The sequence below is a fragment of the Lacihabitans sp. CS3-21 genome (assembly GCF_024343675.1).
GTDB lineage: Bacteria > Bacteroidota > Bacteroidia > Cytophagales > Spirosomataceae > Leadbetterella.
Genome location: NZ_RJUD01000020.1, coordinates 22,251 through 49,073 on the forward strand (window position 1 = coordinate 22,251; position 26,823 = coordinate 49,073).

A 26,823-nucleotide genomic window follows, 5' to 3' on the forward strand; every position below is an offset into this window, starting at 1 on the left:
TTACAGGCTCTGCGAAGGCTATTGCCTTCGTAGGTGTGTGAAGCGGGTTTCACCCGCAGAAAACATAAATTGCCTGGATTAAGATTTGAAGAATTCCAAAAAAATAATATTTGGGAATAAATACTTTTAACCCACTCCCACATCTTAGCCTAATTAACAATCAAATACTTTTCCTTATTTTTACCTCCAAATAAGGTTAAGGTGAAGCAAGAATACTATTCAAGATACGCTCGGCAGACTATCCTGCCACAAATGGGCTTGGAAGGCCAAGAAAAGCTTAGCAAAGCCAAAGTGCTGGTGATAGGCTGTGGTGGCTTGGGTGGGCCTGTTTTGAGCTATCTGGCGGCAGCTGGTGTTGGAACGATTGGTCTTATAGAATTTGATACCGTTTCACTATCCAATCTTCACCGACAGATTATTTTTGAAACCAAGGATGTTGGTCAACAAAAAATTGAAATAGCAAAACAGAGAATACAAACACTCAACCCCGATGTAACGGTTCTTACTTATAATACCCAACTAACTTCTAAAAACGCTCTCGAAATTTTCTCAGAATTCGACCTCATAGTGGACGGTTCTGATAATTTTCCGACCCGGTATTTGGTAAACGATGCCTGTGAGATTTTGAACAAACCGTATGTCTATGGAGCCATCCACCAATTTGAAGGGCAGGTATCGGTTTTTAATTATAAAGGCTCATGTACGTATCGGGACCTTTACAATACGCCACCAAACCCAGAAACTGCACCAAACTGTGCTGTAGGAGGCGTTTTAGGGCCGATTGCTGGTGTTATAGGTAGCATGCAAGCCTTAGAGGCCATAAAGATAATTTGCAACATAGAAAGCCCACTTTTTAACGAAATCATGGTCGTAGAGTTCCAAAGTATGGTTTTTAGAAAATTTAAGCTTACCAAAAATTCAGAAAGGCCAAAAATAACCGCATTGATAGATTATGAAGCTTTTTGCTCGAGTAAAGAGAAAGACAGCTTTGCCATAACAAAAGACGAACTTATTGCTCTTGAAAAAGAAAATATCAATCTAATCGACATTAGAGAACCTTATGAACACGAAGAATTTAATATCGGTGGCGAAAACATTCCCATGGACGAATTCAACGAAGAAAGTATTAAGCCGAACATGAAGACCATTTTATATTGTGCCACTGGCATTAGAAGTAAAGCTCTAGCACGAAAATTACACAAGTCCACTCAAAATGCAGATGTATGGTACTTAGATTGTTCTTTAAAAGAATTTATTTGAGCTTAAAAAAGATTGTAAAATAATAACCGCACTAATTTTATCCAGATTACCCTTTTCTCTCCTGTCTTTCTTTTTTGTGCCAGAATCAATCATGCTTTGCAAGGCCATTTTAGAGGTAAACCTTTCATCGTAAAAATGTACGGGAATAGTAGGAAAATTGGTTCTCAAAATATCTGCAAACTTCCGAACATCGGCAGTTACATCCGTATCCTGTGAATTCAAATTAACTGGTAAACCAAGCACAATTTGTTCAACTTCTTCAGCTTGTGTGTATTTAATCAAATATTTAAGTAAATCCGCTGTCAAAACAGTTTCCAAAGCTGTAGCGATAATTTTTAGGGGGTCAGTAACCGCCAAACCTGTTCGTTTCTTTCCATAATCAATCGCCAAAACTCTGCCCATAATTCTTTCAATTAACCTACTACAACCGTTGACAAGTCATTCAAATAAAAATTAGCCATATCTTGCACATCAGTGCTATTAATACCTTCAATCCTTTCTAACATAGTATCATAAAAGTCTTTTGAAAGATGTTCATGTACAATAGCCTTGTGCTTATCCATTGTGTCAAACACGGTGTTGGTGCTACTCAAAACCGAGCCTTTCATATAGTTTTTAACCAATGATAGTTCACTTTCAGTTACTTTTTGTTGTTTCAATTCTTCAATTTCCTTTTGTATTTCCACAAGAGCCAAAGGAACATTCTCTTTCTTTACATCGGCCCCAATAGACCAATATCCTTCCGAAGCCAAAGGAACCATAGAGGAAGAAATTCCATAAGTCAAGCCCTTTTCTTCTCGAATATTCTTCATCAACCTACTACCAAAAAACCCTCCCAATATGGTATTAAAAACAAGGAATTTGAAAAAATCAGGGTGATGACGATTAAACATTCTTCTTCCAATACGAATTGAACTTTGTAAACTATCTGCTTTTTCTTTCCGCAATTCAAAAACATCATTCATTTTAGGCGAAACTATCGGGAAATAAGAATGAATCGTTTCTTTATTGAAATACTCATGAAGTAAAGCAATGTGCTTCTGATGGATATTTCCAACCAAAAACATATTAAAACTCGAGCTTTTTATATATTCCTGATGAAAACTTGCAACTTCATCCAAAGAAATCAAATCAATATCTGAGGGTTCTAAGGTTTTCCCAAAAGAATGATCTGTACCAAAAAGCCCTTCTCTAAAGATTTTATTGGCTTCAACTGAAGTTTTTTCAATGTTCACTAAATAGGATTGACTGGCAATCTTTTTCTGAATTTCTAATTCTTCGCCAGGTAAAATCGGGTCGAAAATAAGATCTGAAAGGTCTTGTAAATAAAATTCGAAAAATTTAGTTAGTCCGTGGAGTGTAACTACTAACCTTTCTTGGTTTTGACTAACCTCCAAAAAGCCTCCTAAACGTTCAAAGCTCTCAGCAACTTCGTTGGCTTTTTTACTTTTTGTTCCAGCTGGAAGTAATTTTGATGTAAAATAGGAAAGCCCAAATTTTGTCCCAAAATATGAACCCGCCTTGAAAACTATCTCTAGCCTAAATATCTCCAAATTATGATTGACTAAAGAAAACAATTCAATACCAGACCCTATGGACGCAATCTCTACATCTGGAAGGGTAATCTTTTTTGTTGCTTTAAAACTCGGAGCAGTATTGCGATCAAGCATTATAAGAATATAAATTTTAAAATCTAAAAATTAGGCAAAAAAAAAGCCTTATCCGAAGATAAGGCTCAATTTCTTAAGCTATGCTAAGATTACTTAACTGCAGCAGCAGCAGAATCAACAACAGTAGCAGCTGAATCTACAACTGCAGTAGCAGCTGAATCAACCATAGTTGCAGCAGAATCAACAGCAGCAGCTGCATCTTCAGTAGCCTCAGTAGCAGAAGTACATGAAGCAAAAGCTACCATACCTGCAACGAAAAGAATTCCAAATACTTTTTTCATTTCTTAGATTGTTTATTGTTATAAGACGCTACAAATTTAAGGACATTTTAAGTTTTGATGCAAGAGTTCTTAAAAAATTCTTAAATATTTATTTAAAATTCTTTGTTTAATACTATCTTTTTGAAAAATAAATCAATTTTTGCTAGTTTGTAACTTAAAAACCCAAAATTCTGGTCTTAATCAATACTTAGAATTAACTTAAACTTAAAATAAACCTCTGAATAAATTCGGAGCAACGCCTAACAGAACAGTTAGACCAGCACAAATGTACAAAGTGATTTTTGACAAGGTAGAAACAGATACTGCATCAGCATCTGTAGCCATAAAAGTGGCCCTGATGGGTTTAAAATAATAATATAATGAAACTGCTGACATTACAATTCCAATTATTAGGATCCACAAATATCCTTTTGAAGCAGCATCATTCAATACAAAAAATTTGCTCCAAAACCCTGAGGTAAGAGGAATACCAGATAAGGAGAGCATTGATATAAAAAGTATAATGGCAAGGTCAGGATTGCGAGAAAAAAGTCCTTTGAAAACATCTATATTCTCATTGGGTCTACCATCTACCAATTGATTTGAAGAAACTATCAAAAATACTCCAAATGCAGAAATCGTGGCAAAAGCATAACTAAGTGTAAAAAAGCCTAAATTACCAAAAGACTGCTCACCCAAACCAATCAAGCTTAAAAGCATAAATCCTGCCTGAGAAATACTCGAATAGGCTAAGATTCTTTTGAAATTTACTTGATAAACAGCTGTAAGGTTGCCTATAAACATACTCAAAGCAATAATGATAACTAAAAACTTAGACCAGTGAGCATATTCATAACTAAAACTATATACAGCCAATCTATAAAGGGCGAAAATTACAGCAGTTTTAACTATTGTAGCCATAAATGCCGAAAATATCGTAGGAGATCCTTGGTAGACGTCCGCTGTCCAGAAATGAAAAGGAGCAGCAGAAATTTTAAATAATAAACCAATAAATATAAAAACTAGACCAATCCAAAAGAATATTTTAGCCTCCATCGCACTATTGCCTACCGAGCTACCACTATTAATGTCAAAAGAACCAGTAGCTCCATAGAACATTGCAATACCAAAAAGTAATATTCCTGTAGCAAAAGCTCCCATCAAAAAGTATTTTATTGATGCTTCATTGCCTCTTAGGTTTCTTTTATCGCTACCAGCTAAAACATACAAAGCAACTGATAATATCTCTAATCCTACAAAAAGCATGATAAGATTTTGAAAACTAATCATAATTAAAGCACCCACAACTGCAAACTGCATGAGTGCATAATATTCAGCCGGGTGGTCTATAGCGTCTTCAAATAACCTAGAACTCAATCCGGCAACTAAAATAGCTGCCAAAATCACGATGCTTTGAACAATAACCAATGAGTTGTTAACCTCTAGCATGCTATTGAAATACAATCCAGGAGAATTCCAATCCATGAAATTCGACAACAAGCCTATTATCAAAAACACCAAATTGATAGGCAGTAAACTCTTTTTGGTTACAGATAAGCCTAGAAAAAGCATCAACAAACCTGAAACTGAAAAAACTATAATTGGATACATATCTTATCTATTTTCTTTCGGTATATACCTAATAAAATTATTTATTTAAAAGCCCTAAACTGTTTACCAACGAGCTACTTATGTCTAAAATCAGATTTGGAAACACTCCAGTAATTAAAATAATAATCACTATCGGAACCAAAACTATCAATTCTTTCATTCCTATATCTGTAATACTTGAAGTCTGTTCGTTGGAAGGTCCGAACATAGTTTTCTGAAAAAATCTTAACATATAAACTGCCCCAAAAATTACACTTAAACCAGCAGCAATACCTATTACATGATTAAAATCAAAAACAGCTTTTAACATTAGAAATTCTCCAACGAATCCATTGGTCAGTGGCAAAGCTACGCTTCCTAGCAATACTACCATAAAGATTACTGTAAGAACCGGTGCTGATTGGGTCATCCCGCCCAATTGAGTCAAATTTCTACTTCCTGTTTTATCAAAAATTATTTTGGCGATATAAAATAATCCTACCGCATTAAATCCGTGAGCGACCATTTGAAAAATAGCCCCTTGTAGACCAGTTATGCTCAACGTTAATACTGCACCAGCCATTAAGCCCATGTGTGCAAATGATGAATAGGCAATCAACCGTTTTATTTCGTTTTGTTTTATCGCTATGATAGAGCCATAAACCAATCCTACTACAGCTAAAACAATAATTATCTCTCCGTAAAGCTCAATTCCTTGAGGAGCAAATGGTAACAAAATTCTTATCAATCCATAAACACCCATTTTGGAAAGTAAACCAGAAAGCAGCATGGTGGCAGGTGTTGGAGATTTACTGTAAGCATCTGGCAGCCAAGTATGAAATGGGAAAATCGGCATTTTGATGGAAAAGGCCAAAAGTAAACCCCAGAAAAGTATATGTTTGATGGCGTTGGGCAGTAAAGAAACAGTTACTTTAATCGACTCAATGTCTGCACTTTGGCCTCTCATGTACAATAACACGAAAGATATCAACATAAACAAACTTCCAAAAACAGTGTAAATCAACATTTTGAAAGTAATTTTTGAAGAACTTTCTCCACCCCAAAAGTTGGCGATGAGGTATACTGGAACCAAAGCCAACTCAAAAAAGAAGTAAAACAAAAATATGTCTTTAGCTGAAAATACACCAATCAATGCGGCTTCCGTAAGCAATATTAAACCCAGCATTTTGGGTATGTTTTCATAGTTGAGGTTTCTTATAGCCAAAACTATCAACGAAACTAACACGACCGTAAGTCCAACCATTACCAGCGACAAACCATCAATTCCAAGATGGAATCTAATCGCAAAATCCGACAACCATGGTTTATCAAATACCAAAAGTGCAGAATTGTCTTTGAATACACTTAAAGCGTACACAAAAACAGCTATTTGAACAAACGAAGCCAAAATAGAAATTGACCCAGCAAGACTTTTGCTTTTGATATTTAACAAAATCAAACCTGAGATCAATGGTATAATAAATAGCGAAAGCGTTAACATAGGGTGCTTTTCAATTGATTTTTACTTAATAACCGACTTAAGAGACTCGAACAACTCAGGAACTAAACTATATCCTAATAATAGGATGATTCCGATGGTCATAAACAACAAATAGCTACTCGTACCACCTACCTGAATTCTTTTGACTTGAGCACTAGCAAGATTAACTGTACTTCCTATTCCGTTCACAATTCCATCTATAAATTTATTGTCGATAACGTTTCCAAAAAACTTCGAAAGTGAAGAAATAGAATTGACGAATACCTTGTTGTAAAGTTCGTCTATATAGTACTTGTCGTAAATTACTTTTTTTATTCCGCTCATAGATTCGTCTGAAACTGGAACATTTTTCCCATTTCCGTAAACAATGTAAGCAAAAACGATAGCCACAATGGCAACTACAACCGAAACTCCCATTAGTATCCATTCAGTAGAATGGTTAATGTGTATAAGGCCAAATTCTGGATTAACAGACTTGCTTCCCTCATAAATTGGACTTAAAAACTCGTTGAGTCTGTGGGGAAAGTGGAAAATTTCTGGAAAACCAATAGCTCCACCGATAATAGACAGTAAAGCCAAAACAATCAGAGGCAAAGTCATGCTACTTGGTGATTCATGTAAATGGTGCTCTTGGTCATGTGTCCCTCTAAAGTTCCCTTTAAAAGTGACAAAAAACAATCTAAACATATAGAAAGCCGTCATGAAAGAACCCAAAAGGGCTAAAACCCACATCAATTTATTATGCTCAAAAACGTGAGCAAGTATTTCGTCTTTTGAGAAAAATCCAGAAAATGGAGGAATACCACTGATTGCAATTGTTCCAACCAAGAATGTAATGGCAGTGATTTTTATTTTCGGCCAAAGACCACCCATATTTCGAATATCTTGGTCGCCACTCATAGCATGTATTACACTTCCTGCTCCTAAAAACAACAAAGCCTTGAAAAATGCATGTGTGATAACATGGAATAAACCAGATGAATAGGCCATAACGCCTAGGCCTAGAAACATATATCCCAATTGGCTAACGGTGGAGTAGGCCAATACTTTTTTGATATCATTTTGAAAAAGACCAATGGTAGCTCCCAATAATGCTGTGGCCAATCCTATCCATGCAACAAATTCTAATGTTTGCGGCGAGAGACTGTAAAGGACATTTGAACGAACTATCATGTAAATACCAGATGTAACCATGGTAGCGGCATGTATCAATGCCGAAACAGGCGTTGGGCCAGCCATCGCATCAGGTAACCAAGTAAACAGAGGAATTTGAGCCGATTTTCCCATAGCACCTATAAAAAGAGCAAAAGTAATGGCCAAAATTATTCCGTCACCAATCTGATAGCCTTTGGCTTTTTCGAAAACCTCTAAATATTCTAATGTCCCGAAAGTTTGAATTATCAAGAAAATACCAACAAGAAAACCCAAGTCACCTACACGGTTCATTATGAATGCTTTGCGAGCTGCATTGGCATAATCCGTGTTTTTGTTCCAAAATCCGATAAGTAAGTATGAGCATAAACCAACGCCTTCCCATCCAATAAACATGATTAGGTAATTGGCTCCAAGAACCAACAAAATCATTGAAAACAAGAACAAGTTTAAATAAGCAAAGAACTTTCCGTAGCCTTCATCGTGGCTCATATATCCTGCAGAATATAGGTGGATTAATGTCCCTACACCTGTAATCACAAACAACATAATCAACGAAAGTTGATCAAATTGAAAAGAAAATTTGATGTTGAGGTCCCCAACCGTTATCCAATCAAATAAATTTACAATAACTGGTGTTCCATCGAATTGAAGATAAGCAGCAAATACACATCCAAAAGATAACAAAGAAGCACCCGTACCAACGATGGGTACAAGAGTCTTAGAAATTTTTCCAAACCCAATACCATTTATCAGAAAACCAATTAATGGAAATAAGGGAATCAGAGATATTAGTGTCATAAGAATAGTAAAATTTTAATTTATCCTTTCAATCTGTTTAGCAAACTGATATCAATGGTTTTTATGTTTCTAAAAATCATAACAATAATAGCCAATCCTACCGCTACTTCAGCTGCGGCCACTGCCATAATAAAAAATACAAATACTTGTCCATTGGGGTCAGATCTGTAGGATGAAAAGGCAATTAGCAAAAGATTGACAGCATTGAGCATCAGCTCTATGGACATAAATATAATGATGGCGTTTTTTCGAATTAATACGCCAACTATACCAATAGTAAATAGCATGGTCGCTAAAAGCACAAAATTCACTAAAGGAACTTGTGTGAAAACATCTGGTACTCGGTCTATTGTACTTTCAAACATGTGTTTGTAAGGTTTTTTAAATTTTCGCAAAAATAACACTAATCAATGAAAATCCCTACCTTTTCATTTTGATTTTAATCTCTGTAAGTTTTCTTTTTGTATCTAAAGGAAAGTCATTATTGATGATCCAATCATAATATTGAGGTTCTTTGATAAGCACATCTTCTACTTTTTTACCCGCATTTTTTCCAAAATTAAACACCACTTCACCGTTATTGTTTAAAATCATCCTCTGAGCAAAATCTACCAAGTTGTTAGAACTTAATTTGTGAAGCACTTCAACATCATTTTGAACTGGCTCATATTCTACACCTTTGGCATCTTTTAGTTTTACTCCTTCATATTTTTCTACCTGTGCACAAACAACCGCTAAAGTAGCCAAAGTGTCTACTTCTGCACTATGGGCGTTTTCAAGTGTTTTACCACAATAAAACTTATAGGCAGCACCAAGTGTACGAGGCTCCATTAAATGAAAGATTTTTTGGGCGTCTACAAAACGACGATTCTTTAATTCAAAAATATTGGTGTCAATCCTAAGAAATTCTTCTACTAACATCGGAATATCAAAGCGATTGCTGTTGAATCCAGCCAAATCGCAGCCGTCCAAAAACTGAGAAAGCGACTTAGCCATTTGCCGGAAGGTCGGCTCATCTTTAACATCTTCGTCATATATTCCGTGAATCAAACTCGTCTCCAAGGGAATTGGCATCCCAGGATTCACCCTTTTTGTTTTGACATCTACCGAACCGTCAACATTGGCTTTAGCAATACAAATTTCCACAATTCGATCTTTCGAAATGTTGATACCGGTAGTTTCTAAATCAATGAAAGCGATTGGTTTTCTTAATTTCAGTGTATGAGTCGTCATTATTTATAAACTTAGCGAAATAATATGGTGCAAAAGTAGAAAATGATTTTGGGAAAATGGGCAGGAATTGGAGATATGTGGGATTGAAAGAGTTGTTTTGTTTTTAAACGCCTATTTGTACGAAAAGACACTAAAAAATTTTGCGACCACAGAGCGGTCAAATAATGTTTAAAAATGAAAGATTTATTTTAAGTTTCGACCTTAGAGCAGTCGTTTTATCACGGCAAGCATTAATTAATTTTGAAAAAAATGTCAAAAACGTGTTCAAATTACCATTAATTATTACAAACCCGAATCTTTTCCAAAAAAACCACGTTTAAAAACAAAACTAAGAAAATATGCTTGTCACATTTGATTCGCTTCCTGACCACGCCAAAGTTTGGGTTTACCAAACCAGCAGAATACTTAGCGAAACTGAAATAAATGAAATCACTAATTATTTGTCTGAACAAGTGGCTAATTGGGAGTCTCATGGCTCGCCTTTACAAGCATCCTTCAAGTTTTTTTATGATAAATTTCTTGTCTTAGCTGTAAATACAGATCTTCAAGAGCCATCTGGCTGCTCAATAGATAGCTCAACAAAATGGCTAAAAAACATCCAGCAAACCTTGAATATCGACTTTTTTGATCGTTCAATTGCCTATTTTGAAAACGAAGCCTTGAATTTTTTCCCAGTTTTAGAAGCTAGAAAACAAGTTTTGGCGGGAAAAATCAACGCAGAAACTACTTTGCTCAATCACCAAGTAAACACCTTGTCCGACTTGAAAAACAACTGGAAACTAAAAGCCAGCGACAGTTTCATGAAAAAATACTTTGTGTAAAAACAATCTTGAAAAACAGTATGCTTGCATACTATTATTGATTTTTATATCTTTCGAAAAAAACATCAATAAATACAATGCATACGATAGAAGGAGTAAATTTCCAATTATCTGAAGAGCACCTTGCTGTTAGAGATGCCGCAAGAGACTTTGCTCAAAACGACCTTTTACCTGGAGTAATAGAAAGAGACATCCATACCAAATTCCCGAAGGAAGAAATCAAAAAAATGGGCGAATTGGGTTTCATGGGCATGATGATAGACCCGCGATATGGCGGCAGTGGCATGGATACACTCAGCTATGTAATCGCCATGGAAGAAATCTGCAAGGTAGATGCCTCCGCAGGGGTGGCCATGTCTGTAAATAACTCTTTGGTATGCTATGGGCTAAACCAATATGGTACCGAAGAACAAAAGCAAAAATATCTAAAACCTCTGGCTTCAGGACAAATAATTGGAGCTTTTTGCCTTTCAGAACCCGAAGCTGGCTCTGATGCTACTTCCCAAAAAACTACGGCAGAAGACATGGGAGACCACTATCTTATAAATGGCACTAAAAACTGGATTACCAATGGGGATACCTCTTCGGTTTGTTTGGTGATGGCACAAACTCATGTAGAACTTAAGCACAAGGGCATAAATTGCCTAATTATAGAAAAAGGGCAAGATGGTTTCGTAGTTGGCAAAAAAGAAGATAAAATGGGAATAAGAGCTTCTGATACGCACTCGTTGATGTTTTCTGATGTCAAAGTACCCAAAGAAAACCGTATCGGACCAGAGGGTTTCGGCTTTAAATTTGCCATGACTACGCTAAATGGTGGAAGAATTGGAATTGCCGCTCAAGCTTTAGGAATTGCGGCTGGAGCTTTTGAACTCTCAGTAAAATATGCCAAAGAGCGTAAAGCATTTGGTAAAACAATTTCAGAACATCAAGCCATTCAGTTTAAATTGGCCGACATGAAGACCAAAATTGAAGCAGCAAGACTTCTCGTTTACAAAGCAGCGAGAGACAAAGATGCTGGTTTAGACTATGTGGAATCAGCAGCAATGGCAAAACTTTTTGCCTCTGAAGTTGCCATGTGGGTAACTACTGAAGCTGTGCAGATACACGGTGGCTACGGTTACGTTAGAGAATTTCATGTAGAACGCATGATGCGGGATGCCAAAATTACACAAATTTATGAAGGTACATCAGAGATTCAAAAGATGGTAATTGCCCGAGAAATCTTAAAATAATACCACAAGATAGTTTTTTTTATTCTTTATGGAGGCTTGGCCTCCTTTTTGCATTCTAAGATTTACACAAGGTTTAAAAAGCCCGCTTAATAAATTTATTTATCAAAAATATTAGACAATTTTTAGAAAAAACAAGAAATAATCCAAGAAACATATAATTTATTGAACAATTTTTAGTTGAAGTAATGTTTGAAACTCAAAGAATAATTATTAGTTTTGTACAAAACAAGTTCTGAAATACTTATAAACTATAATAATTTTACCCCTAAATTATTATTAAAAAAATCCTTTTATGGAAGACTATAACAAAATTATTGAATCGCTTGGTGTTAAGTTTGGAAAAGCTAGACACATAAATATATTGCAGCCCATCACCATCAAAAACTTTTATGATGTAGAAAATACATTGTTGGTTTTATACAATGGAGATGTTAAAATTGAGGGAGTTGAAGGTAAAATAGAAGTTGGAGACATTCTTTTCATTCCAGGAGGAAAAGCCGCAACCATTACCTATGGAGTTGGAGAAGCCAAACCGATATCTTACGAAGAGTTCATGACACGAAGAGAACACTATTTCGAGGCAATGAATGAGCCAGAAGAAATAGGCATCGTAAAAAACTCATTTGGTCTGATTGCTTTTGAAGCAAAAGTATTTGATTCCGTAAACTTTTTTACGTCACTTGATATCCCCCCATTCTTCATTTACAAAAACACAAAATTAGCTCAGCTGATTAAGGATATTTTGATTGAAGATTTTACCGAAGAAGCTGGTCGTGGAAGAGTAATTTCTATCAAAACAGAGGAAGCTGTAATAGAAGTTATCAGATATATACTTCGAAACAGAATGTTTGTGGAGCAATTGGCCACCAACAGCACGTATTTCAAAGATCCTCGTTTGATAGACATCTTTACTTATATCAAAAACAACATCGATGGTGACTTGTCTAACAAACAATTGGCCAATGTCGCCAATGTTTCGGAAGATTATGTTGGTCAATATTTCAAAATGCTAACAGGTATCAATCCTCAAGATTATATCGAATACCAAAGGATGGAAGAGGCTGTAAACCTTTTGAGAACATCGAAAAAGAGCATCAGAGCCATCGGTGGAGAGGTCGGATATAAGGACACAGCATATTTCTGCCGTAGATTCAAGATGATGTTTGGTATCCCAGCTGGAAAAATGAGAAGACGTGAGTCTTTGATGATTGGAAAATAAAAATCTTTAAAAAAAAGAAACTAAACCGCCATAGAAATATTGCGGTTTTTTTATGCGTGTAATACGGCTTCTTTGTCCAATAAACTCACAAAAATGCAGTTCTTGAGCGAAATACTTTCCGGCACAAATACAAACCTTCGGTCGTAAAGTTGGCCATCTATCCAATAACTAACCCAAAATTCATTATTGAGATGAAAAACCGAAGGGTCAATTTTTTCTATTTCTTGAACAGAATTGGAGGCAAAATTATCATAAAAATGCCTGAGCGTACTGGTTGAAATTTTCTCCCCCTTCTCGTCATACCCATACCCTGAAGATGTAACAAGCAAATTGTCGATTTTTTCAGACCCTCTGTTAATTAAGAATACATCCCACTGCTCAAACTCGGAAGGAGCTCTGGCCATCAGGATATTTTCGTTTTTAGGAAATTCTATATCTTTTTTCATTTTTTATAAAAGCATCAAGGCAAAAGGCATTGAGGCACAACGTTTTAATTTATGTAATCGAAACAATTGGCGGACACACTCAATAGAGCCGAACAGAGCGACGGTCACTGTCTGGCGGCCACTGATCCAAGCCAAAGGAAAAGTGACTAAGCGGAGCCGAAGCCACCTAAGTCTCTACTTCATCGCCTTCAAACTCAAATCCAAGCTTTTTGCTGAATGCGTTAAATAGCCCATGGATACATAATCTACACCACAATCGGCATAGGCACGAACGGTTTGCGGATTAATATTGCCTGATGATTCTACAGGGAATCTTCCATTAATAATCTTGATAGCTTCCTTGGTTTTTTCATAATCAAAATTGTCCAACATAATGCGTACAACCCCACCAACTTCCAGTACTTCTTGTAGTTCATTCAGATTTCTTACTTCTATCTCTATGGGTAAGTCCAGATTTTTGTCTTTTAGGTACTTCTGTGCAGCAAAAAGTGCATTTTTTATACCTCCAGCGTAATCCACATGGTTGTCTTTGATCAAAATCATATCGAACAAGCCAAAGCGGTGGTTTACCCCTCCCCCAATTTTAACCGCCCATTTTTCTAATAACCTGAAGCCCGGCGTGGTTTTTCTGGTGTCTAAAACTTTGCATTTAGTACCCTCAAGTTTTTTTACTATTTCCTGTGTTACAGTAGCTATGCCGCTCATTCGTTGCATACAATTGAGTACGAGTCTTTCTGCTGTCAAAATCGAGCGATCATTTCCTTCCACATACAATACTATTTGGCCATATTCTATCGGCTCTCCGTCTTTGATCAAAACCTCCACCTTCAAATGAGGATCCACAGTTTTGAAAATCAACTCGGCCAATTCTACGCCAGCCACAATTCCTTTGTCTTTTACCAACAAACGAGCCTTTCCTTGTGCGTTTTCTGGCACTGTGGAGTTAGAAGTGTGGTCTCCTTCTCTAATATCTTCGTGTAGTGCATTTTTTATAAATGCTATCAAATCTTCCTTTAGGATTTCCATTTAAATATTTTTTTGCGAAATTAATAGCTTACTTACTTTTCTCCATAAAAAAATCATTTTCTATCAAGCATTAAACCCCATGTCTCCAAATATTTGCTTATCAAAATGGTCGTATTGGTCTAATAATATGTCTTTCAAAGCCCTATGATATTCAGGAAATGAAGGTAAATCGTTATGCCCTCCGCCATAAATAGGGACTAAATGTGTGTTCAAAGGGGCTGTTTTGGCCAATCTCACGCTTGAACTCATGGGTATTAAGCTATCTTTCGTTCCATGAATAATGAATATCGGGCAGCGACAATATTTAAGCCATTGGTCGGTTCTAACTTTAAATCTTAAAAGTATAGAGACAGGTAAAAACGGAAGAAATCTATTCGTAAGTTGAGATAAACTATAATAAGGAGCATCAAGAATCAACATTTTTGGCCGATTTGAGGAAGCCAATTTTGCCGCAAATCCCGAACCCAAAGACCTTCCATAAATAATGATTTTATTTTCGGCATATTTGAGCTCAAACTTCATTTTATTATAAACATGTTGAGCGTCTTTTTTCATGGCTGTTTCAGACCTTTTGCCTTTACTTTTACCAAATCCACGATAGTCTATCATAATCACATCGTAACCATGATTGGTAAAATCTCTAGAATATTTTGCCCAGCCTTTTATGCTTCGTGTATTTCCATGAAAATATATAACCACTCCTCTTTTCTCTTTTTCTTCCGTAAAAAATCGAAGTCCATTAATTCTTTCCTTTTCAGAAATCGCAAAATTGAGTTCTTCAAACGGAAATTCATATTTAAACTCGAAGTCCTCTGAGAGTTTTTCGGGCTTAAATATGAAAAATTCCTGAATGAAATAAACCAGTATATTTATTCCCAGATATACCAAAATGATGATGACAATGGTTTGATTACTCATTTTGTTTGGTTGTGTGTAATATTAATCTTCTTCGTCTTCAAATCTGCCTGCAGAAATACCACTGCTAAAGAAAAGGGAATTTAAAAACAACTTGTTTGTACCATACCAAAAAGCTCTGAAATTTGGATTATCTGAGATATTTACAACCTTGCCTTGACCAACAGTCTGGGCTATGATGGCTGGACTATTCTTAAATCTATCTAAATTTTTGGGATGCACATAACCAGCCAAAAGTGGCTTATCTGTAAACACCAAAGGCGTATTGTAAGGATTCCCTGTTTCTTCAAAAGTTACGTTATTCACCTTAAAAATCGGCAAAGTAGTCTGTTTGTATCCATAACAAAGCGGGTGGCTAGGGTCCAATTTCGCTTCTAATATAGCTCCACTTGTCACCAAAGCTCCATCAAAACCGCTTTTTGCCACAAAAGGTCTTTTCCCTTTACCATCATTAGATGCCTCTGGTTTTATACCTACAGTACCAATTTTCTTTTGTGATAACCAAGAAGCTGCATCGCCTAATGCAACTACGGTACCTCCTTTAGCCAGAAAACCCTTAATTTTTTCCTCTGAAAGATCTACGTACCTTCCTTGATTCATGATTATGTGTGTGTACTTGGTCAAATCCGTACGATTTACAGAAGCAATATCTAAATGGCTCAATGGAATACTTACTCTTTGATCCAATAAATGCCAAACCTCGCCAGCATCATTATAATCTACACCATCGCCAACTATCATCAATGCTTGTGGTTTTTCCATCCTTCTAAATTTCTCACTGCCCAGGTTTATTCCACTTTGGGTAAGACCTGTTTTCTGTCCATAAAAAACAGTTCCATCACGCTTGGCAAGTTCTTCCAAATATTCCCTTGGGTCATTTCCATCACATAAAATCTGAATTGTACCATAAGAAAAAGCTTTGTTTTTTCCATCAATCAAAGCCTCGAATGGCTCTGTGGCGTATTTAAGCTTGTATCCTTTATTGAGTAATTCATAGGCTGTTCTTGCAGCAAAATAACCATCCCATTCAAATAAATATGAATATGTACTATTTCCAACAACCTTTCCAAGCGGAAAATTAAATTCCGAGAGTTTTTGACCTAAAGAAACGGCTGTTTTTGACTCTGCAAAAGGAACATTCATACACAATGGAAGTGTCCAAGCCGAAATATCATAAAATGCACTATCTGCAAATGTTGTTCTTTTTTCAAAAAGTGATTTAACCAAACGATGCTTCGGCTGACTCATTGGTACCACATAGGAATCAGAAGTAGAAAATTGAGTATTACCTAAAATTTCGTTTTTTGACAATTTATAAACCTCTACTTTGTTTCTCAACATAACATTTACCATTTCCCAAGTTCTTACTGGGTCATTTCCTCCACCAAAAACAAAGGCTTTTACCTCATCTGTAGATTTTTCAGCATAAAAATCTCTCATGTAAGTCAAAAGTTCATTTCTCATACTTTTGGAGGCTTTCAAAGTAGAAAGTGTTGCCGAAAACTGATTTCTTACCGTAAAAGGAAAACTTAGGATACCGTTAACGCTTTCTTGCAGATGTCCCCTAGAGGAGGCTTGTTCAAACAAAATACCAATGGCTCCATTGACATCAGGTAAAGTAGATCCTTTTCCATAATAGAAGTCGTCATAGTTTTCTTTGGTATAATAATATGACCCAATACTGTCCAATCCAGCGGCATGAAACTGTCCAATTTTACTCGTTAGTTCTATGTTTTTTACAGGCGTCATTGGGTGCGTACGAGCAGGAATACCAGGCTGAAAGAAAAATGTGGAGTTGCTACCCATTTCGTGGTGATCGGTCAAAACGTTGGGCAACCAATCGTAATATTTTACCAAACGACCTTTACTTTCGGGTAGTTGCTGATAAAGCCAGTCGCGGTTCATATCAAACCAATAGTGATTTGTACGACCTCCTGGCCAAGTTTCTTTAAACTCTCTAGAATTGGCATCTGAAACCAAACTTTGGCTTTTGTTTTGGTTTACCCAAGTCGAAAACCTAGTTGCACCGTCTGGATTTATGCTGGGGTCAACTAAAATTATGCTTTCATTTAATAAAGCATCTATTTCAGCTCCTTGAGCTGCTGCGAGATAATAAATCGTCAACAAGGAAGAATTCAAGCCCGACGCCTCGTTTCCATGCACCGAATAACCCATCCAAACTACTATGGGCATTTGCTCTGGCTTTAAGCTTTTCGAAACATCTGAATTTGACAATTTCAAATGTTCTGCTCTGATTTGGTCAATATTCGCCAAGTTTTTAGGAGAGGAAACCGTGGCCAACATCAACTCCCGATTTTCAAAAGAACGGGCGTAAGTTTCAAGTTTTATCCTATCCGAATATTTAGCTACTTCTCTGTAATAAGCATAAATTTCATAAGGACTGGCATGTTGCTCACCAACCTCATAGCCTAAAAAGGATTTGGGTGTTGGGATTTTGTTGTTGTAAGTTACATTTTTAGGCAAGTAATAATCGAGACCAATTTGCGAAAAAACAATAGATGGAATCAACAATAGAAATAAGGCAATTTTAATTTTCATATAATAGAGATAGATGAAGAGGTTTAATAAAATAAAGGTAACCAAAGTATGCATTAAAAACAAAATTTGAATATATTTGAATTAGAAAAAACCCTCTCAAACTATGAAAAAAAACCTCCTATTCATTCTTTTCATCATGATTCTTGGTAATCATGCCCATTCTCAAAAAAACACTAAAAAGAAACCTACAGAACCCGATAAACTGGAGCTTCTGAAACAAGAAGTTATTGCCAAAATAGACAATAATCAAAAACTCACTCAGGAAATAAATGACATGCTATTTAGTTTTAGCGAGTTGGGCTTTCAAGAATTCGAAACTTCAAAATACCTTACTGAACTATTAGAAAAGAAAGGATTTACAGTAGAAAAAGGCATTGCGAACATTCCGACTGCTTGGATAGCCAAATGGGGAAGTGGCAAACCTGTAATAGCCATTGGCTCCGACGTGGATTGTATTCCGAAAGCATCTCAAAAACCAGGGGTAGCCTACAAAGACCCCATTGTGGAAGGTGCTCCAGGTCACGGTGAAGGGCATAATTCTGGTCAGGCTCTGAACATTACTGCAGCTTTGGCATTGAAAGAAATCATGGAAAGAGAGAAAATACCTGGAACATTGATGCTTTGGCCTGGTGTGGCAGAAGAACAAGTGGGAACAAAGGCGATTTTTGTAAGAGAGGGTTATTTTAAAGATGTGGACGCATGTATTTTTACACACGTCGCCAATAATTTGGGCGTTTCATGGGGCGATGCTGGAAACACGGGTTTAGTTTCGGTTAAGTTTCATTTTGAAGGTGCTGCTGCCCATGCAGCAGGAGCACCCTGGAGAGGAAAAAGTGCCTTGGATGCCGTAGAATTGATGAATATTGGCTGGAACTTTAAAAGAGAGCATCTTGAAACCACTCAAAGATCGCACTACGTAATTTCCGATGGTGGTGACCAGCCGAATGTGGTTCCTTCAAAAGCTACCGTATGGTATTATTTCAGAGAAAGAACTTACCCAAAAATCAAGAATTTATTTGATAACGGGATAAAAATAGCCGAAGGTGCCGCTCTAATGACGGATACAAAATTTACTTATGAAATATTGGGCAGTGCTTGGCCTGGGCATTTTAATAAAGCTTTGGCTGCAACGGCCTATCAAAATATTAAGAAAGTAGGTTTACCCAAATGGTCGGAAGAAGACCAACTACTTGCCAAAGCATCGCAAATAGAATTAAAATCTCCTGAAATTAATGGTTTGGCTATGGAACTAGATTCTGTTTCAGAGCCTGTTTATTCTCCACTTGTAATCAGACAAGGTGGTTCTGATGACATTGCCGACATTTCCTGGTCATTGCCAACTATAGTACTAAGATATCCATCCAATATGCCCGGCATGCCCGGACACCACTGGGCAAACGCCATCACGATGGCTACTCCGATAGCCCATAAAGGCTGTACTGCAGGTGCCAAAGTAGAAGCCATGACGATTCTAGATTTACTTTATAAACCCCAAATTCTTAAAGATGCTTGGGATTATTACAACAATACCCAAACCAAGGAGCAAAAATATACGCCATTGATTTCGAAAGATGACAAACCAGCCATTCAATTGAATACCAGTATAATGCAAACTTTTAATCCTGAACTTAAAAAGTATCATTATGATCCGAGTAAATACAATACTTATTTGGAGCAACTGGGCATAAAATACCCGACCGTAAGACAAGACCAAATGGATGCTTTGAAGGCTAAAAAGTGAATTTGTTTTATCTTTTAAAACTCTTAAACAAGCTCCAGATTTTCATCATAACAACACCAAAAACAGCTTCTTGGAAGATTTTGGTTGACATTTTAGATTGTCCGAGTGTCCTATCTGTAAAAATGATAGGCACTTCTTTTATTTTAAATTTGAAGAGGTAAGCATTAAACTTCATTTCTATCTGAAATGCATAACCCACAAAACGTATTTGATCCAAAGGAATAGTTTCTAAAACCTCTCTCGAATAACAGATAAAACCACCTGTAGGGTCCATTATGGGCATACCTGTGAGAAATCTTACGTAAATTCCTGCACCGTAAGACATCAAAACTCTGCCGATTGGCCAGTTGACTACGTTTACACCATTTATATATCTTGAGCCGATGGCTACATCAAAACCTTCTTCTGAACACGCTCTATAAAGTTTTACCAAATCTGCCGGATTATGGGAAAAATCAGCATCCATTTCATAAATATATTGAAAGCCCTTGGCCAAAGCCCATTTAAAACCATGAATATAGGCAGTTCCTAGACCTTGTTTCCCCTTACGTTCCTCTAAATGAAGTTGTGAAGGAAACTGATGCTGAAGTTCTTTAACTTTTAGAGCAGTACCATCTGGCGAACCATCGTCTACTATCAAAACATCAAACCATACGGGCAGATTAAAAACCGCCTTTATGATGGCCTCGATGTTTTCGATTTCGTTGTAGGTAGGTATGATGACCAGATTTTTCATTCAGTACGTAGTATTTTTATTTTTATTATTTTCAATGATTTTTTCAGCCTGAACATAAATAGAAAGCAATTGTTTTTTGTCTTTGGCATAAAAATCAAAGCTTTTGAGATAAAGAACTGAATCAATTTTGTGTTTTTTATATATCTGCTTTTCTAAATATTTAAAAGCAACCCTTGAAGAATCTACTCCCGTAAGATTTAGCCTACTTACTTTCGCTTCAGCGGTCTTTAAATCTGCAAAAACTATCGCCATTGTTTTTTTATCTATAAAATCTTCTGACGAAGACTTGCAAGAAAAAAAACATGTCAACGAAATAAATACTATTTTTATGCCAAGTTTACCCAATGTCTTTGGTTTTTAAATATTACGAACAAAAATAACTAATTATCAGGCAAGGGATAAATCTAAGTTCATAAATTTCGTTAAAACAGCATTTTGGTCTAATGAAAGAAATAATCAATAAACTCAATAAGTACGAAATTAAAATCAGAAAAGCGGTCAATTCTCATTTGAATGGCAACTTTAGTTCGGTTTTCAAAGGTACTGGTTTGGAGTTTAGCGATCTTAGAACTTACCAATATGGCGATGACGTAAGGGCCATAGATTGGGTAGCTACGGCAAAAGGACATGGGGCTTATGTGAAGATATTCAAAGAAGAAAAAGAGCAAACTGTTTTTTTTATGCTCGATGTGAGTGGTTCACAAGATGTAGGAAAAGATGGCTCTCTAAAAATAGACACTGCAAAGGAAATCTGTGGTGTGCTTACGCTCTCGGCTATAAAAGAGGCTAGCCAAGTTGGTTTATATTGCTTTTCAGACCAAAAAGAACTTTACCTAAAGCCAGAGTCAGGAATGAAACAAGCCTACAATATCATTTCTAAAATGTTTAGGCTGGAACCACTTTCCTTAAAAACCAATCTACAAGAAGCCATAGCTTTTGCCCTAAATATTCTGAAAAGAAAGAGCGTGATTATCCTCATTTCTGATTTTCTTGATAAAGACTACTCCCATAACCTAAAAGCTCTTGCCAGAAAGCACGATTTGGTGGTTCTGCATATTTACGACAAAAGAGAGGTGAATTTGCCCAGCTTGGGTATCGTTCCAGTGTATGATAAAGAAGCAGGTAAAACAACTTGGATAAACACGAGTTCGAGATTTTTTAAGCGTGAAATGAAGGATATATTTGAAGAAAATAGTAGCGAACTAGAAAAACTTTGTAAACAAAACAAGGCCAATTACCTTTCCATAGAGTCTGGAGCTAATTATGTTAATAGTCTAATTCAACTTTTTAGGTATAGAAAATGAGAATCTATTTAAGCTCCTTATTTGTCTTCCTTTATGCCTTCGGGTTCGCTCAAAAGCCAAAGACTTACTTTAGCAACGACTCACTCTATATCGGAAAACCTATATTTTTTTCCTTGACTTATTTGCATAATGGCAAAACTGATTTACTATTTCCAGACTCCTCCTATAACTATAAGCCTTTTGAGTTTTTAGACGTAGAATTTTTTCCAACGAAAACTCAAAACGGAAAAAGCCTCGACAGTGTAGTATATAAACTCATAACATTTAATGTAGATAGTACATATTCTTTGTCATTACCTATCCAAGTGCTGCGTTCTAAGAAAACCATTTTTTCGGATACGGCCAGTATAAAACTACATTCAATGTTAGATACTACAGACATTAGAAATCATATTATTAAAAAATCTACGGGGTATTTTACAGTACCCTTAGACTTTAATTTTCCAAAATTTCTATATTATTTGGTCCTTCTCCTAATTTCTATCGCCGTATTTTGGGCTTTGTTTGGGAAATTCCTCATTCGAAATGTTCGCATTTGGCAGTTCGGTCAAAAACATCAAAAGTTTTCTGCAGCATTCAAAAAACTAAGTAAAAGCCCTAAGAATTTCGCCAACATAAGTAGTGGTCTGATCATCTGGAAAAACTATTTGGAGTGGTTGTTGAAAAAACCCTACTCAACCATGACCACCTCCGAAATAAGCAAAACCCTTGAAAATGAGCGTTTAGAAGATGCCCTTAAAGAATTCGACTTGGCCATTTATGGAGGTGTTTTGTCCGACCAAATTCCCTTTGCATTCAATATTTTGTATGATTTTGCGTCAGACTCTTTCAAAAAACAACGAAAAATTTACAAAGACTTTCTAAAAAATAAATAGTAATAATTACCTCCTCAAATCTAATTCATATTACTTGATGATTAGTTTTGCATAAAAATTGAAATTGATGAAAAATCCTGTTGTAATATTTGGTGCTGGTACATTAGGCCGCTTGGCTTTAGACATTTTCAGTAGTAATGATGTGTTGGTCTATGGCTTTTTAGACGATGACAAGAAGAAACATAATACTGAGATTTCAGAAGTTGTAGTACTTGGCGATCCCATGGACGATGGCTTTTTGAAAATTATTGGCAATAAAACTGAGGCATTTGTGGCTTTAGAAAACAAAACTCACAAAGAGAAAGTAGTAAAAATGCTTTTGGAAAGAAGAAAAACGATGCCGGTTAATGCCATACACGGAAAAGCCATCGTATCTGAAGACGCAGAGCTTGGTCACGGCATTTTGATTGGACCAGGAGCAGTAGTAAACCAAGGCTCAAAAATAGGAAATCACACGGTAATCCTCTCGAATGCTGTAGTTGACACCCAAGCCGAAATAGGCGAATTTGTAGAGATTGGAAACGGAGCCATTATAAATGCTGAAGTAATAATAGAAAACGGAGCCTTCATAGGCAGTGGAGCAATCGTTGTTTCAGGCATAAAAATAGGTAAAAACGCACGTATTGGTGCCGGTTCTGTAGTCATAGAAGACGTAAAAGAAGGAGCAACTGTTTTTGGGAATCCTGCGGTGGTTGTTGGGAAGTGATTCTTAGAATCCGGTCTGTCTTGATTAATGAATGGGCTGAAATATGTCCGAGAGAGAATTCGCTCTTCAGATTAAATTATAATAACAGTTGTTTTTACTTTAGAATAGCTCTAGAACAATTAAACAATTCTTCAAATGCAGGTTCTTGATTCGGCTTATTTTGTAAATGGTGAGTGTATAAGTTTAAATTTTGTCATATCAAAATCTTTTAAGAAAGAATTAAAAAGATGTATGAAAAATGAATTGGATTATTTATTTGAAAAAAAGCTAAATCTAAAAAAAGTTTTTGTGCAATTTCTTGAAATTAATGGAACATTTAATTACCCAAATACTAAGAAAGAATTATTACTTCAATCACTGAATAGTAATGAATCATATGCTGAGAAATTTTTAGTCGGTTATAACAATGCCTATGTACATACTCCAAAGCTTATAATAGAAAACCTTATAGGAGATTGGCCAATTATAGATCCAACCGAAGAGGTTGAACCCAACTCCTTAAAAATGAGGCTGGAGTTTAGTGATAATGATTTTAGAAATTTAAAAGAGTTTGCAGATAGAGAGCAGAAAATCAAAAATGGTACAAAACTAGATGATTACAGCTTTGAGGCTTGGGCAAAAGACCTCAATGTAGATTTGGTATTTAATGTGTTTTTTAAAGATGATAGTTACGATATAAATAATTTCCTGAAAATCTTTGGTGAAATTATTAATGAATACAATACGCATTCAGAAAACCAGACACATATTCAGATTTTAGTTGAACCAGATTTATCCAAATATGAAAAGAAGGTTTTCGATCCTGAACAAAATACGCTTGCTTGGAAATTAACATTTAAGTATGATGAAATAACTGATGAAGCCAAAAAAAACGAAATCGAAGAATTCATAAAAAATACCAATGAAAGCCAAATAAAGGCTGTAGAAGAATTTAACAAGAGCTTAGAGGAACCTCCAAAACCGTATTTTTTAAGCCCCACAGGATTAATACATAGTTTTGATTTGAAGAAACATGATAAAAAAAATAATATCCTAAGTATAAAAGTGGACTTAGGAAGTTCGAGTCATGGTTTTGAATATATCCTAAAAGGAATAGACAATGCTGGATTTAAAATTTCAAAAATTGAAGTAAAAGGGGTTTAAAATACTGCAGTTTGCGAATATAAACTCTGCTGGGCACTGTCTCAGCCTGATGTGCTTAGTCTTCTGACTAAGCACGAGTGACTATCGGTCTCCAGACCGAACTACCAATTCACATCACCCCTCACCCAAACACTCAAAAACCATTCTATAAAAATCGGGGTGCGATTGCCACGTTTGGCCAGAAACGTATCTTCCATCTCTCACGGCTTCGTTTTTACCTACAAAATTGCCTCCACAAGCTTCTACTTCGAAACGCACGTTTTCGTAGCAAGTAACCGTTTTATCTTTTACCAAACCTGCGGCTGTCAGAATCTGAATTCCGTGACAAATAGAAAAGATAAATTTGTCGGCTTTGTCGAATGCTCTTATAATTTCTATCACTTTATCATTATGGCGTAAAAACTCGGGTGCTCTTCCACCTAAAATCAAAACGGCCAAATATTCTTCAACTTTTACATCGTCAAAAGCAATATCAGACTCCACCATATACCCAGGTTTTTCAACATAAGTATCCCAGCCAGGTTCAAAATCATGGATGACCAAATTGAGCCTTTTTACACTTGGTGCAGCAATAACAGACTCATATCCAGCTTCTTCAAAGCGATGTTTTCCGTATAAACACTCGTAACCTTCACCAGCATCACCGGTGATAATAAGAATTTTTCCTTTCTTTGACATTGTATTAAATTAGGTTGAATAAAAAACAAATATAAAAAATTCTGCTACTAATATTGCAAGTAGACTTTATGGATCTAAAAGTCGCTAATGGAAATCAGAAACAAAACTAATCTGGTAATTGTCTAAAATAATCATTTACCAAGGGAATGTAGCTCTCCTTTAGTTTTCTTGAAAAAAAGTTGATTACAAGTCCTTGTGGTTTTGTTAACAATTTCATGTAAGTTAACACCTGAGCTTCGTATGCTGGATGAAGGTTTTCTACAGCTTTTACTTCTATAATAATCAAATCATCCACGAGTAAATCAATCCTTAATTCTGCCTGCAGGTTTATTCCTTTGTAATCTATTGGAACCAAGAGCTGAGATGACACAAAATGCCCTCTGCTAATTAATTCATGTTTTAAACATTTTTCATATACACTCTCTAATAAACCTAGGCCTAAGGTATTGTGAACTTCAATAGCAGCGTTCATAATTTCATAAGACAACTGTGTGACTTTCTTTTTTGTCATTGTGATTTTAGTTTAATTTTTCTCTAACATGAAGATATTAAGAAATTAAGGCAATTAAGACTCTTAATGCTCTTAAAACCTTCACTTTCTTCATGTTAAAACCATTCTTGATATTTTTATAACATGAAGATATTAAGAAATTAAGGCAATTAAGACGCTTAATGTTCTTAAAACCTTCATTTTCTTCATGTTAAAAACATTCTTGATATTTTTCTTAACATGAAGGTATTAAGAAATTAAGGCAATTAAGACTCTTAATGCTCTTAAAACCTTCATTTTCTTCATGTTAAAACAATTCTTGATATTTTTCTAACATGAAGATATTAAGAAATTAAGGCAATTAAGACTCTTAATACTCTTAAAACCTTCATTATCTTCATGTTAAAAACTCAAAGTCCCTCCAAAATCTGCTTAATTACTGCTTGAACAGACCAAACACGATTTCCGGCTTGTTGAATCACAGCGGAGTAGTCTGCATCCAAAACCTCATCCGATACTTTCAGACCACGCCTTACAGGTAGACAATGCATAAACTTGGCATTATTGGTCAGAGCCATTTTTTCTGGCGTAATTTTCCAAGAAGGATCTTGCGTCAATACTTCTCCGTATTGCTCATACGACGACCAATTTTTGGCATAAATAAAATCTGCTCCTACAAAAGCTTCATCTTGTGAATGAAACACTTTTGCATTTTTCCTGATTTCTGGCGAAAGGTCATAACCTTCAGGGTTAGCTATCACGAATTCATAATCAGTCATTAATACCCATTCTGCAAAAGAATTGGCTACTGCCTGAGGAAGAGGTTTAAAATGTGGAGCCCAAGTCAGTACTACTTTCGGTTTTCTTACAGTTTTCAGTTCTTCAATAGTAATCAAATCAGCCAAAGATTGACATGGATGGCGAGTGGCAGACTCCAAATTGACAATTGGTACACCCGCATATTTTCTAAAACTCTCTAAAACGGTCTCTTTATAGTCTTCGTCTCTATCCTTAAGTTCGGCAAAAGCCCTTACGGCTATAATATCACAATATTGCCCTAAAACTGCCGCCGCTTCTTTGATGTGTTCGGCCCTGCCTTGATCCATAATTACGCCGTCTTCAAACTCCAATTGCCAAGAATCAGAGCCTACATTCATCACAATCACGTTCATCCCAAGGTTAAGGGCAGCCTTTTGAGTAGAAATCCTTGTACGTAAACTCGAATTAAAAAACAACAGACCTATGGTTTTGTTCAGTCCCAAGTGTTTATTGGCAAACGGATTTGCTTTTTGCTCAAGGCCTACTTTTACGAGTTCTGCTACGTTTGAAACGTCGTTGAGGTTTATAAAATGCTTCATTTACTGATATTGTCTTGATAAAAATTGAACAAATGTAGCCCTTATGGTTTTTTAAAGCTCAATTGGGATTGAAAAAAAACTAAATTCCCTTAATTTGGACACCA

The 26,823-nt window shown here is 36.0% G+C and carries 26 protein-coding genes; 9 read left to right on the forward strand and 17 right to left on the reverse strand.

The window, feature by feature from the left end; all coding sequences use genetic code 11:
• Nucleotides 1-201: 201 nt before the first annotated feature.
• The gene (gene moeB / locus EGI24_RS12315; protein WP_255048721.1) at nt 202-1,260 is read left to right on the forward strand and encodes a molybdopterin-synthase adenylyltransferase MoeB; all 1,059 of its coding nucleotides are present in this window, start codon (nt 202-204) and stop codon (nt 1,258-1,260) included.
• Here moeB and ruvX read toward each other — a convergent pair.
• The 8 genes from ruvX to EGI24_RS12355 form a co-directional block, all read right to left on the reverse strand.
• Nucleotides 1,243-1,662, reverse strand: coding sequence for a Holliday junction resolvase RuvX (gene ruvX / locus EGI24_RS12320; protein ID WP_255048722.1), 420 nt, complete (start codon nt 1,660-1,662; stop codon nt 1,243-1,245). The two genes, moeB and ruvX, sit on opposite strands and share 18 nt — an antisense overlap.
• A gap of 11 nt (nt 1,663-1,673) precedes the next feature.
• A complete protein-coding gene (locus EGI24_RS12325) occupies nt 1,674-2,930 on the reverse strand; it encodes a pitrilysin family protein (protein ID WP_255048723.1) in 1,257 nt (418 codons plus the stop codon).
• A gap of 89 nt (nt 2,931-3,019) precedes the next feature.
• Nucleotides 3,020-3,211: a hypothetical protein gene (locus EGI24_RS12330; RefSeq protein ID WP_255048724.1), complete on the reverse strand. Its 192-nt coding sequence runs from the start codon at nt 3,209-3,211 to the stop codon at nt 3,020-3,022.
• 204 nt (nt 3,212-3,415) lie between these two features.
• Nucleotides 3,416-4,801 (reverse strand): NADH-quinone oxidoreductase subunit N, encoded by a 1,386-nt coding sequence (locus EGI24_RS12335; RefSeq protein ID WP_255048725.1) that lies wholly within the window; start codon nt 4,799-4,801, stop codon nt 3,416-3,418.
• A 37-nt stretch (nt 4,802-4,838) separates the two neighbouring features.
• Nucleotides 4,839-6,281, reverse strand: a complete 1,443-nt coding sequence (locus EGI24_RS12340; protein WP_255048726.1) for a NuoM family protein — start codon at nt 6,279-6,281, stop codon at nt 4,839-4,841.
• Between the two features lie 21 nt (nt 6,282-6,302).
• Nucleotides 6,303-8,234, reverse strand: a complete 1,932-nt coding sequence (gene nuoL / locus EGI24_RS12345; RefSeq protein ID WP_255048727.1) for an NADH-quinone oxidoreductase subunit L — start codon at nt 8,232-8,234, stop codon at nt 6,303-6,305.
• Nucleotides 8,235-8,254: 20 nt separating this feature from the next.
• On the reverse strand, nt 8,255-8,599 hold the full coding sequence (gene nuoK, locus EGI24_RS12350; protein ID WP_255048728.1) for an NADH-quinone oxidoreductase subunit NuoK: 345 nt from the start codon (nt 8,597-8,599) through the stop codon (nt 8,255-8,257).
• Nucleotides 8,600-8,654: 55 nt separating this feature from the next.
• The gene (locus EGI24_RS12355; protein ID WP_255048729.1) at nt 8,655-9,467 is read right to left on the reverse strand and encodes a 3'-5' exonuclease; all 813 of its coding nucleotides are present in this window, start codon (nt 9,465-9,467) and stop codon (nt 8,655-8,657) included.
• A gap of 338 nt (nt 9,468-9,805) precedes the next feature.
• On the opposite strand from EGI24_RS12355, the gene EGI24_RS12360 reads away from it, so the two are divergent.
• The 3 genes from EGI24_RS12360 to EGI24_RS12370 all read left to right on the forward strand — a co-directional run bounded on the left by EGI24_RS12360 (nt 9,806) and on the right by EGI24_RS12370 (nt 12,742).
• Nucleotides 9,806-10,288 (forward strand): hypothetical protein, encoded by a 483-nt coding sequence (locus EGI24_RS12360; protein WP_255048730.1) that lies wholly within the window; start codon nt 9,806-9,808, stop codon nt 10,286-10,288.
• A 77-nt stretch (nt 10,289-10,365) separates the two neighbouring features.
• Nucleotides 10,366-11,523 (forward strand): acyl-CoA dehydrogenase, encoded by a 1,158-nt coding sequence (locus EGI24_RS12365; RefSeq protein WP_255048731.1) that lies wholly within the window; start codon nt 10,366-10,368, stop codon nt 11,521-11,523.
• 292 nt (nt 11,524-11,815) lie between these two features.
• A complete protein-coding gene (locus EGI24_RS12370) occupies nt 11,816-12,742 on the forward strand; it encodes an AraC family transcriptional regulator (protein ID WP_255039495.1) in 927 nt (308 codons plus the stop codon).
• A gap of 50 nt (nt 12,743-12,792) precedes the next feature.
• Here EGI24_RS12370 and EGI24_RS12375 read toward each other — a convergent pair whose 3' ends face one another.
• The 4 genes from EGI24_RS12375 to EGI24_RS12390 form a co-directional block, all read right to left on the reverse strand.
• Nucleotides 12,793-13,188: a hypothetical protein gene (locus EGI24_RS12375; protein ID WP_255048732.1), complete on the reverse strand. Its 396-nt coding sequence runs from the start codon at nt 13,186-13,188 to the stop codon at nt 12,793-12,795.
• A gap of 174 nt (nt 13,189-13,362) precedes the next feature.
• Nucleotides 13,363-14,214, reverse strand: a complete 852-nt coding sequence (gene nadC / locus EGI24_RS12380) for a carboxylating nicotinate-nucleotide diphosphorylase (RefSeq protein WP_255048733.1) — start codon at nt 14,212-14,214, stop codon at nt 13,363-13,365.
• A gap of 63 nt (nt 14,215-14,277) precedes the next feature.
• Complete coding sequence (locus EGI24_RS12385; RefSeq protein ID WP_255048734.1) at nt 14,278-15,132, reverse strand: alpha/beta hydrolase; 855 nt, start codon at nt 15,130-15,132, stop codon at nt 14,278-14,280.
• 21 nt (nt 15,133-15,153) lie between these two features.
• Entirely contained in the window at nt 15,154-17,688 is a 2,535-nt protein-coding gene (locus EGI24_RS12390; protein ID WP_255048736.1) for a M14 metallopeptidase family protein, read from the reverse strand.
• Nucleotides 17,689-17,791: 103 nt separating this feature from the next.
• Between EGI24_RS12390 and EGI24_RS12395 the strand changes: the two genes are divergently transcribed.
• Entirely contained in the window at nt 17,792-19,429 is a 1,638-nt protein-coding gene (locus tag EGI24_RS12395) for an amidohydrolase (protein ID WP_255048737.1), read from the forward strand.
• A gap of 7 nt (nt 19,430-19,436) precedes the next feature.
• Here the strand turns inward: EGI24_RS12395 and EGI24_RS12400 are convergent, their stop codons facing one another.
• Together EGI24_RS12400 and EGI24_RS12405 are read right to left on the reverse strand one after the other, a co-directional pair.
• Nucleotides 19,437-20,165, reverse strand: coding sequence for a polyprenol monophosphomannose synthase (locus EGI24_RS12400; RefSeq protein WP_255048738.1), 729 nt, complete (start codon nt 20,163-20,165; stop codon nt 19,437-19,439).
• Nucleotides 20,166-20,510 (reverse strand): DUF4296 domain-containing protein, encoded by a 345-nt coding sequence (locus EGI24_RS12405; protein ID WP_310586084.1) that lies wholly within the window; start codon nt 20,508-20,510, stop codon nt 20,166-20,168.
• Nucleotides 20,511-20,608: 98 nt separating this feature from the next.
• Between EGI24_RS12405 and EGI24_RS12410 the strand changes: the two genes are divergently transcribed.
• The 4 genes from EGI24_RS12410 (at nt 20,609) to EGI24_RS12425 (ending at nt 24,193) form a co-directional block, all read left to right on the forward strand.
• Nucleotides 20,609-21,469, forward strand: a complete 861-nt coding sequence (locus EGI24_RS12410; RefSeq protein WP_255048739.1) for a DUF58 domain-containing protein — start codon at nt 20,609-20,611, stop codon at nt 21,467-21,469.
• A complete protein-coding gene (locus EGI24_RS12415) occupies nt 21,466-22,344 on the forward strand; it encodes a hypothetical protein (protein ID WP_255048740.1) in 879 nt (292 codons plus the stop codon). Before EGI24_RS12410 ends, EGI24_RS12415 begins: the two co-directional genes overlap by 4 nt.
• A gap of 67 nt (nt 22,345-22,411) precedes the next feature.
• Nucleotides 22,412-23,050 (forward strand): NeuD/PglB/VioB family sugar acetyltransferase, encoded by a 639-nt coding sequence (locus EGI24_RS12420; RefSeq protein WP_255048741.1) that lies wholly within the window; start codon nt 22,412-22,414, stop codon nt 23,048-23,050.
• A gap of 231 nt (nt 23,051-23,281) precedes the next feature.
• Nucleotides 23,282-24,193, forward strand: coding sequence for a hypothetical protein (locus EGI24_RS12425; RefSeq protein ID WP_255048742.1), 912 nt, complete (start codon nt 23,282-23,284; stop codon nt 24,191-24,193).
• Between the two features lie 114 nt (nt 24,194-24,307).
• Here EGI24_RS12425 and EGI24_RS12430 read toward each other — a convergent pair whose 3' ends face one another.
• From EGI24_RS12430 to EGI24_RS12440, 3 genes are all read right to left on the reverse strand, one after another.
• Nucleotides 24,308-24,871, reverse strand: a complete 564-nt coding sequence (locus tag EGI24_RS12430) for a DJ-1/PfpI family protein (protein WP_255048743.1) — start codon at nt 24,869-24,871, stop codon at nt 24,308-24,310.
• 106 nt (nt 24,872-24,977) lie between these two features.
• Nucleotides 24,978-25,382 carry a GxxExxY protein gene (locus EGI24_RS12435; protein WP_255048744.1) on the reverse strand — a complete coding sequence of 135 codons (405 nt, stop codon included), beginning with the start codon at nt 25,380-25,382 and terminating at the stop codon, nt 24,978-24,980.
• Nucleotides 25,383-25,771: 389 nt separating this feature from the next.
• The gene (locus EGI24_RS12440) at nt 25,772-26,719 is read right to left on the reverse strand and encodes an N-acetylornithine carbamoyltransferase (RefSeq protein WP_255048745.1); all 948 of its coding nucleotides are present in this window, start codon (nt 26,717-26,719) and stop codon (nt 25,772-25,774) included.
• Nucleotides 26,720-26,823: the final 104 nt, after the last annotated feature.

What these genes read in the sequence shown, in the direction of transcription:
- EGI24_RS12410 (WP_255048739.1), top strand. Translation starts at nt 20,609, where the DNA reads ATGAAAGAAATAATCAATAAACTCAATAAGTACGAAATTAAAATCAGA.
- EGI24_RS12435 (WP_255048744.1), bottom strand. Translation starts at nt 25,382, where the DNA reads ATGACAAAAAAGAAAGTCACACAGTTGTCTTATGAAATTATGAACGCT.
- nuoK (WP_255048728.1), bottom strand. Translation starts at nt 8,599, where the DNA reads ATGTTTGAAAGTACAATAGACCGAGTACCAGATGTTTTCACACAAGTT.
- EGI24_RS12375 (WP_255048732.1), bottom strand. Translation starts at nt 13,188, where the DNA reads ATGAAAAAAGATATAGAATTTCCTAAAAACGAAAATATCCTGATGGCC.
- EGI24_RS12390 (WP_255048736.1), bottom strand. Translation starts at nt 17,688, where the DNA reads ATGAAAATTAAAATTGCCTTATTTCTATTGTTGATTCCATCTATTGTT.
- nuoL (WP_255048727.1), bottom strand. Translation starts at nt 8,234, where the DNA reads ATGACACTAATATCTCTGATTCCCTTATTTCCATTAATTGGTTTTCTG.
- EGI24_RS12415 (WP_255048740.1), top strand. Translation starts at nt 21,466, where the DNA reads ATGAGAATCTATTTAAGCTCCTTATTTGTCTTCCTTTATGCCTTCGGG.
- EGI24_RS12385 (WP_255048734.1), bottom strand. Translation starts at nt 15,132, where the DNA reads ATGAGTAATCAAACCATTGTCATCATCATTTTGGTATATCTGGGAATA.
- EGI24_RS12395 (WP_255048737.1), top strand. Translation starts at nt 17,792, where the DNA reads ATGAAAAAAAACCTCCTATTCATTCTTTTCATCATGATTCTTGGTAAT.
- EGI24_RS12430 (WP_255048743.1), bottom strand. Translation starts at nt 24,871, where the DNA reads ATGTCAAAGAAAGGAAAAATTCTTATTATCACCGGTGATGCTGGTGAA.
- EGI24_RS12325 (WP_255048723.1), bottom strand. Translation starts at nt 2,930, where the DNA reads ATGCTTGATCGCAATACTGCTCCGAGTTTTAAAGCAACAAAAAAGATT.
- EGI24_RS12420 (WP_255048741.1), top strand. Translation starts at nt 22,412, where the DNA reads ATGAAAAATCCTGTTGTAATATTTGGTGCTGGTACATTAGGCCGCTTG.
- EGI24_RS12330 (WP_255048724.1), bottom strand. Translation starts at nt 3,211, where the DNA reads ATGAAAAAAGTATTTGGAATTCTTTTCGTTGCAGGTATGGTAGCTTTT.
- EGI24_RS12365 (WP_255048731.1), top strand. Translation starts at nt 10,366, where the DNA reads ATGCATACGATAGAAGGAGTAAATTTCCAATTATCTGAAGAGCACCTT.
- EGI24_RS12440 (WP_255048745.1), bottom strand. Translation starts at nt 26,719, where the DNA reads ATGAAGCATTTTATAAACCTCAACGACGTTTCAAACGTAGCAGAACTC.
- EGI24_RS12335 (WP_255048725.1), bottom strand. Translation starts at nt 4,801, where the DNA reads ATGTATCCAATTATAGTTTTTTCAGTTTCAGGTTTGTTGATGCTTTTT.
- EGI24_RS12340 (WP_255048726.1), bottom strand. Translation starts at nt 6,281, where the DNA reads ATGTTAACGCTTTCGCTATTTATTATACCATTGATCTCAGGTTTGATT.
- EGI24_RS12400 (WP_255048738.1), bottom strand. Translation starts at nt 20,165, where the DNA reads ATGAAAAATCTGGTCATCATACCTACCTACAACGAAATCGAAAACATC.
- ruvX (WP_255048722.1), bottom strand. Translation starts at nt 1,662, where the DNA reads ATGGGCAGAGTTTTGGCGATTGATTATGGAAAGAAACGAACAGGTTTG.
- EGI24_RS12355 (WP_255048729.1), bottom strand. Translation starts at nt 9,467, where the DNA reads ATGACGACTCATACACTGAAATTAAGAAAACCAATCGCTTTCATTGAT.
- EGI24_RS12360 (WP_255048730.1), top strand. Translation starts at nt 9,806, where the DNA reads ATGCTTGTCACATTTGATTCGCTTCCTGACCACGCCAAAGTTTGGGTT.
- EGI24_RS12370 (WP_255039495.1), top strand. Translation starts at nt 11,816, where the DNA reads ATGGAAGACTATAACAAAATTATTGAATCGCTTGGTGTTAAGTTTGGA.
- nadC (WP_255048733.1), bottom strand. Translation starts at nt 14,214, where the DNA reads ATGGAAATCCTAAAGGAAGATTTGATAGCATTTATAAAAAATGCACTA.
- EGI24_RS12425 (WP_255048742.1), top strand. Translation starts at nt 23,282, where the DNA reads ATGAAAAATGAATTGGATTATTTATTTGAAAAAAAGCTAAATCTAAAA.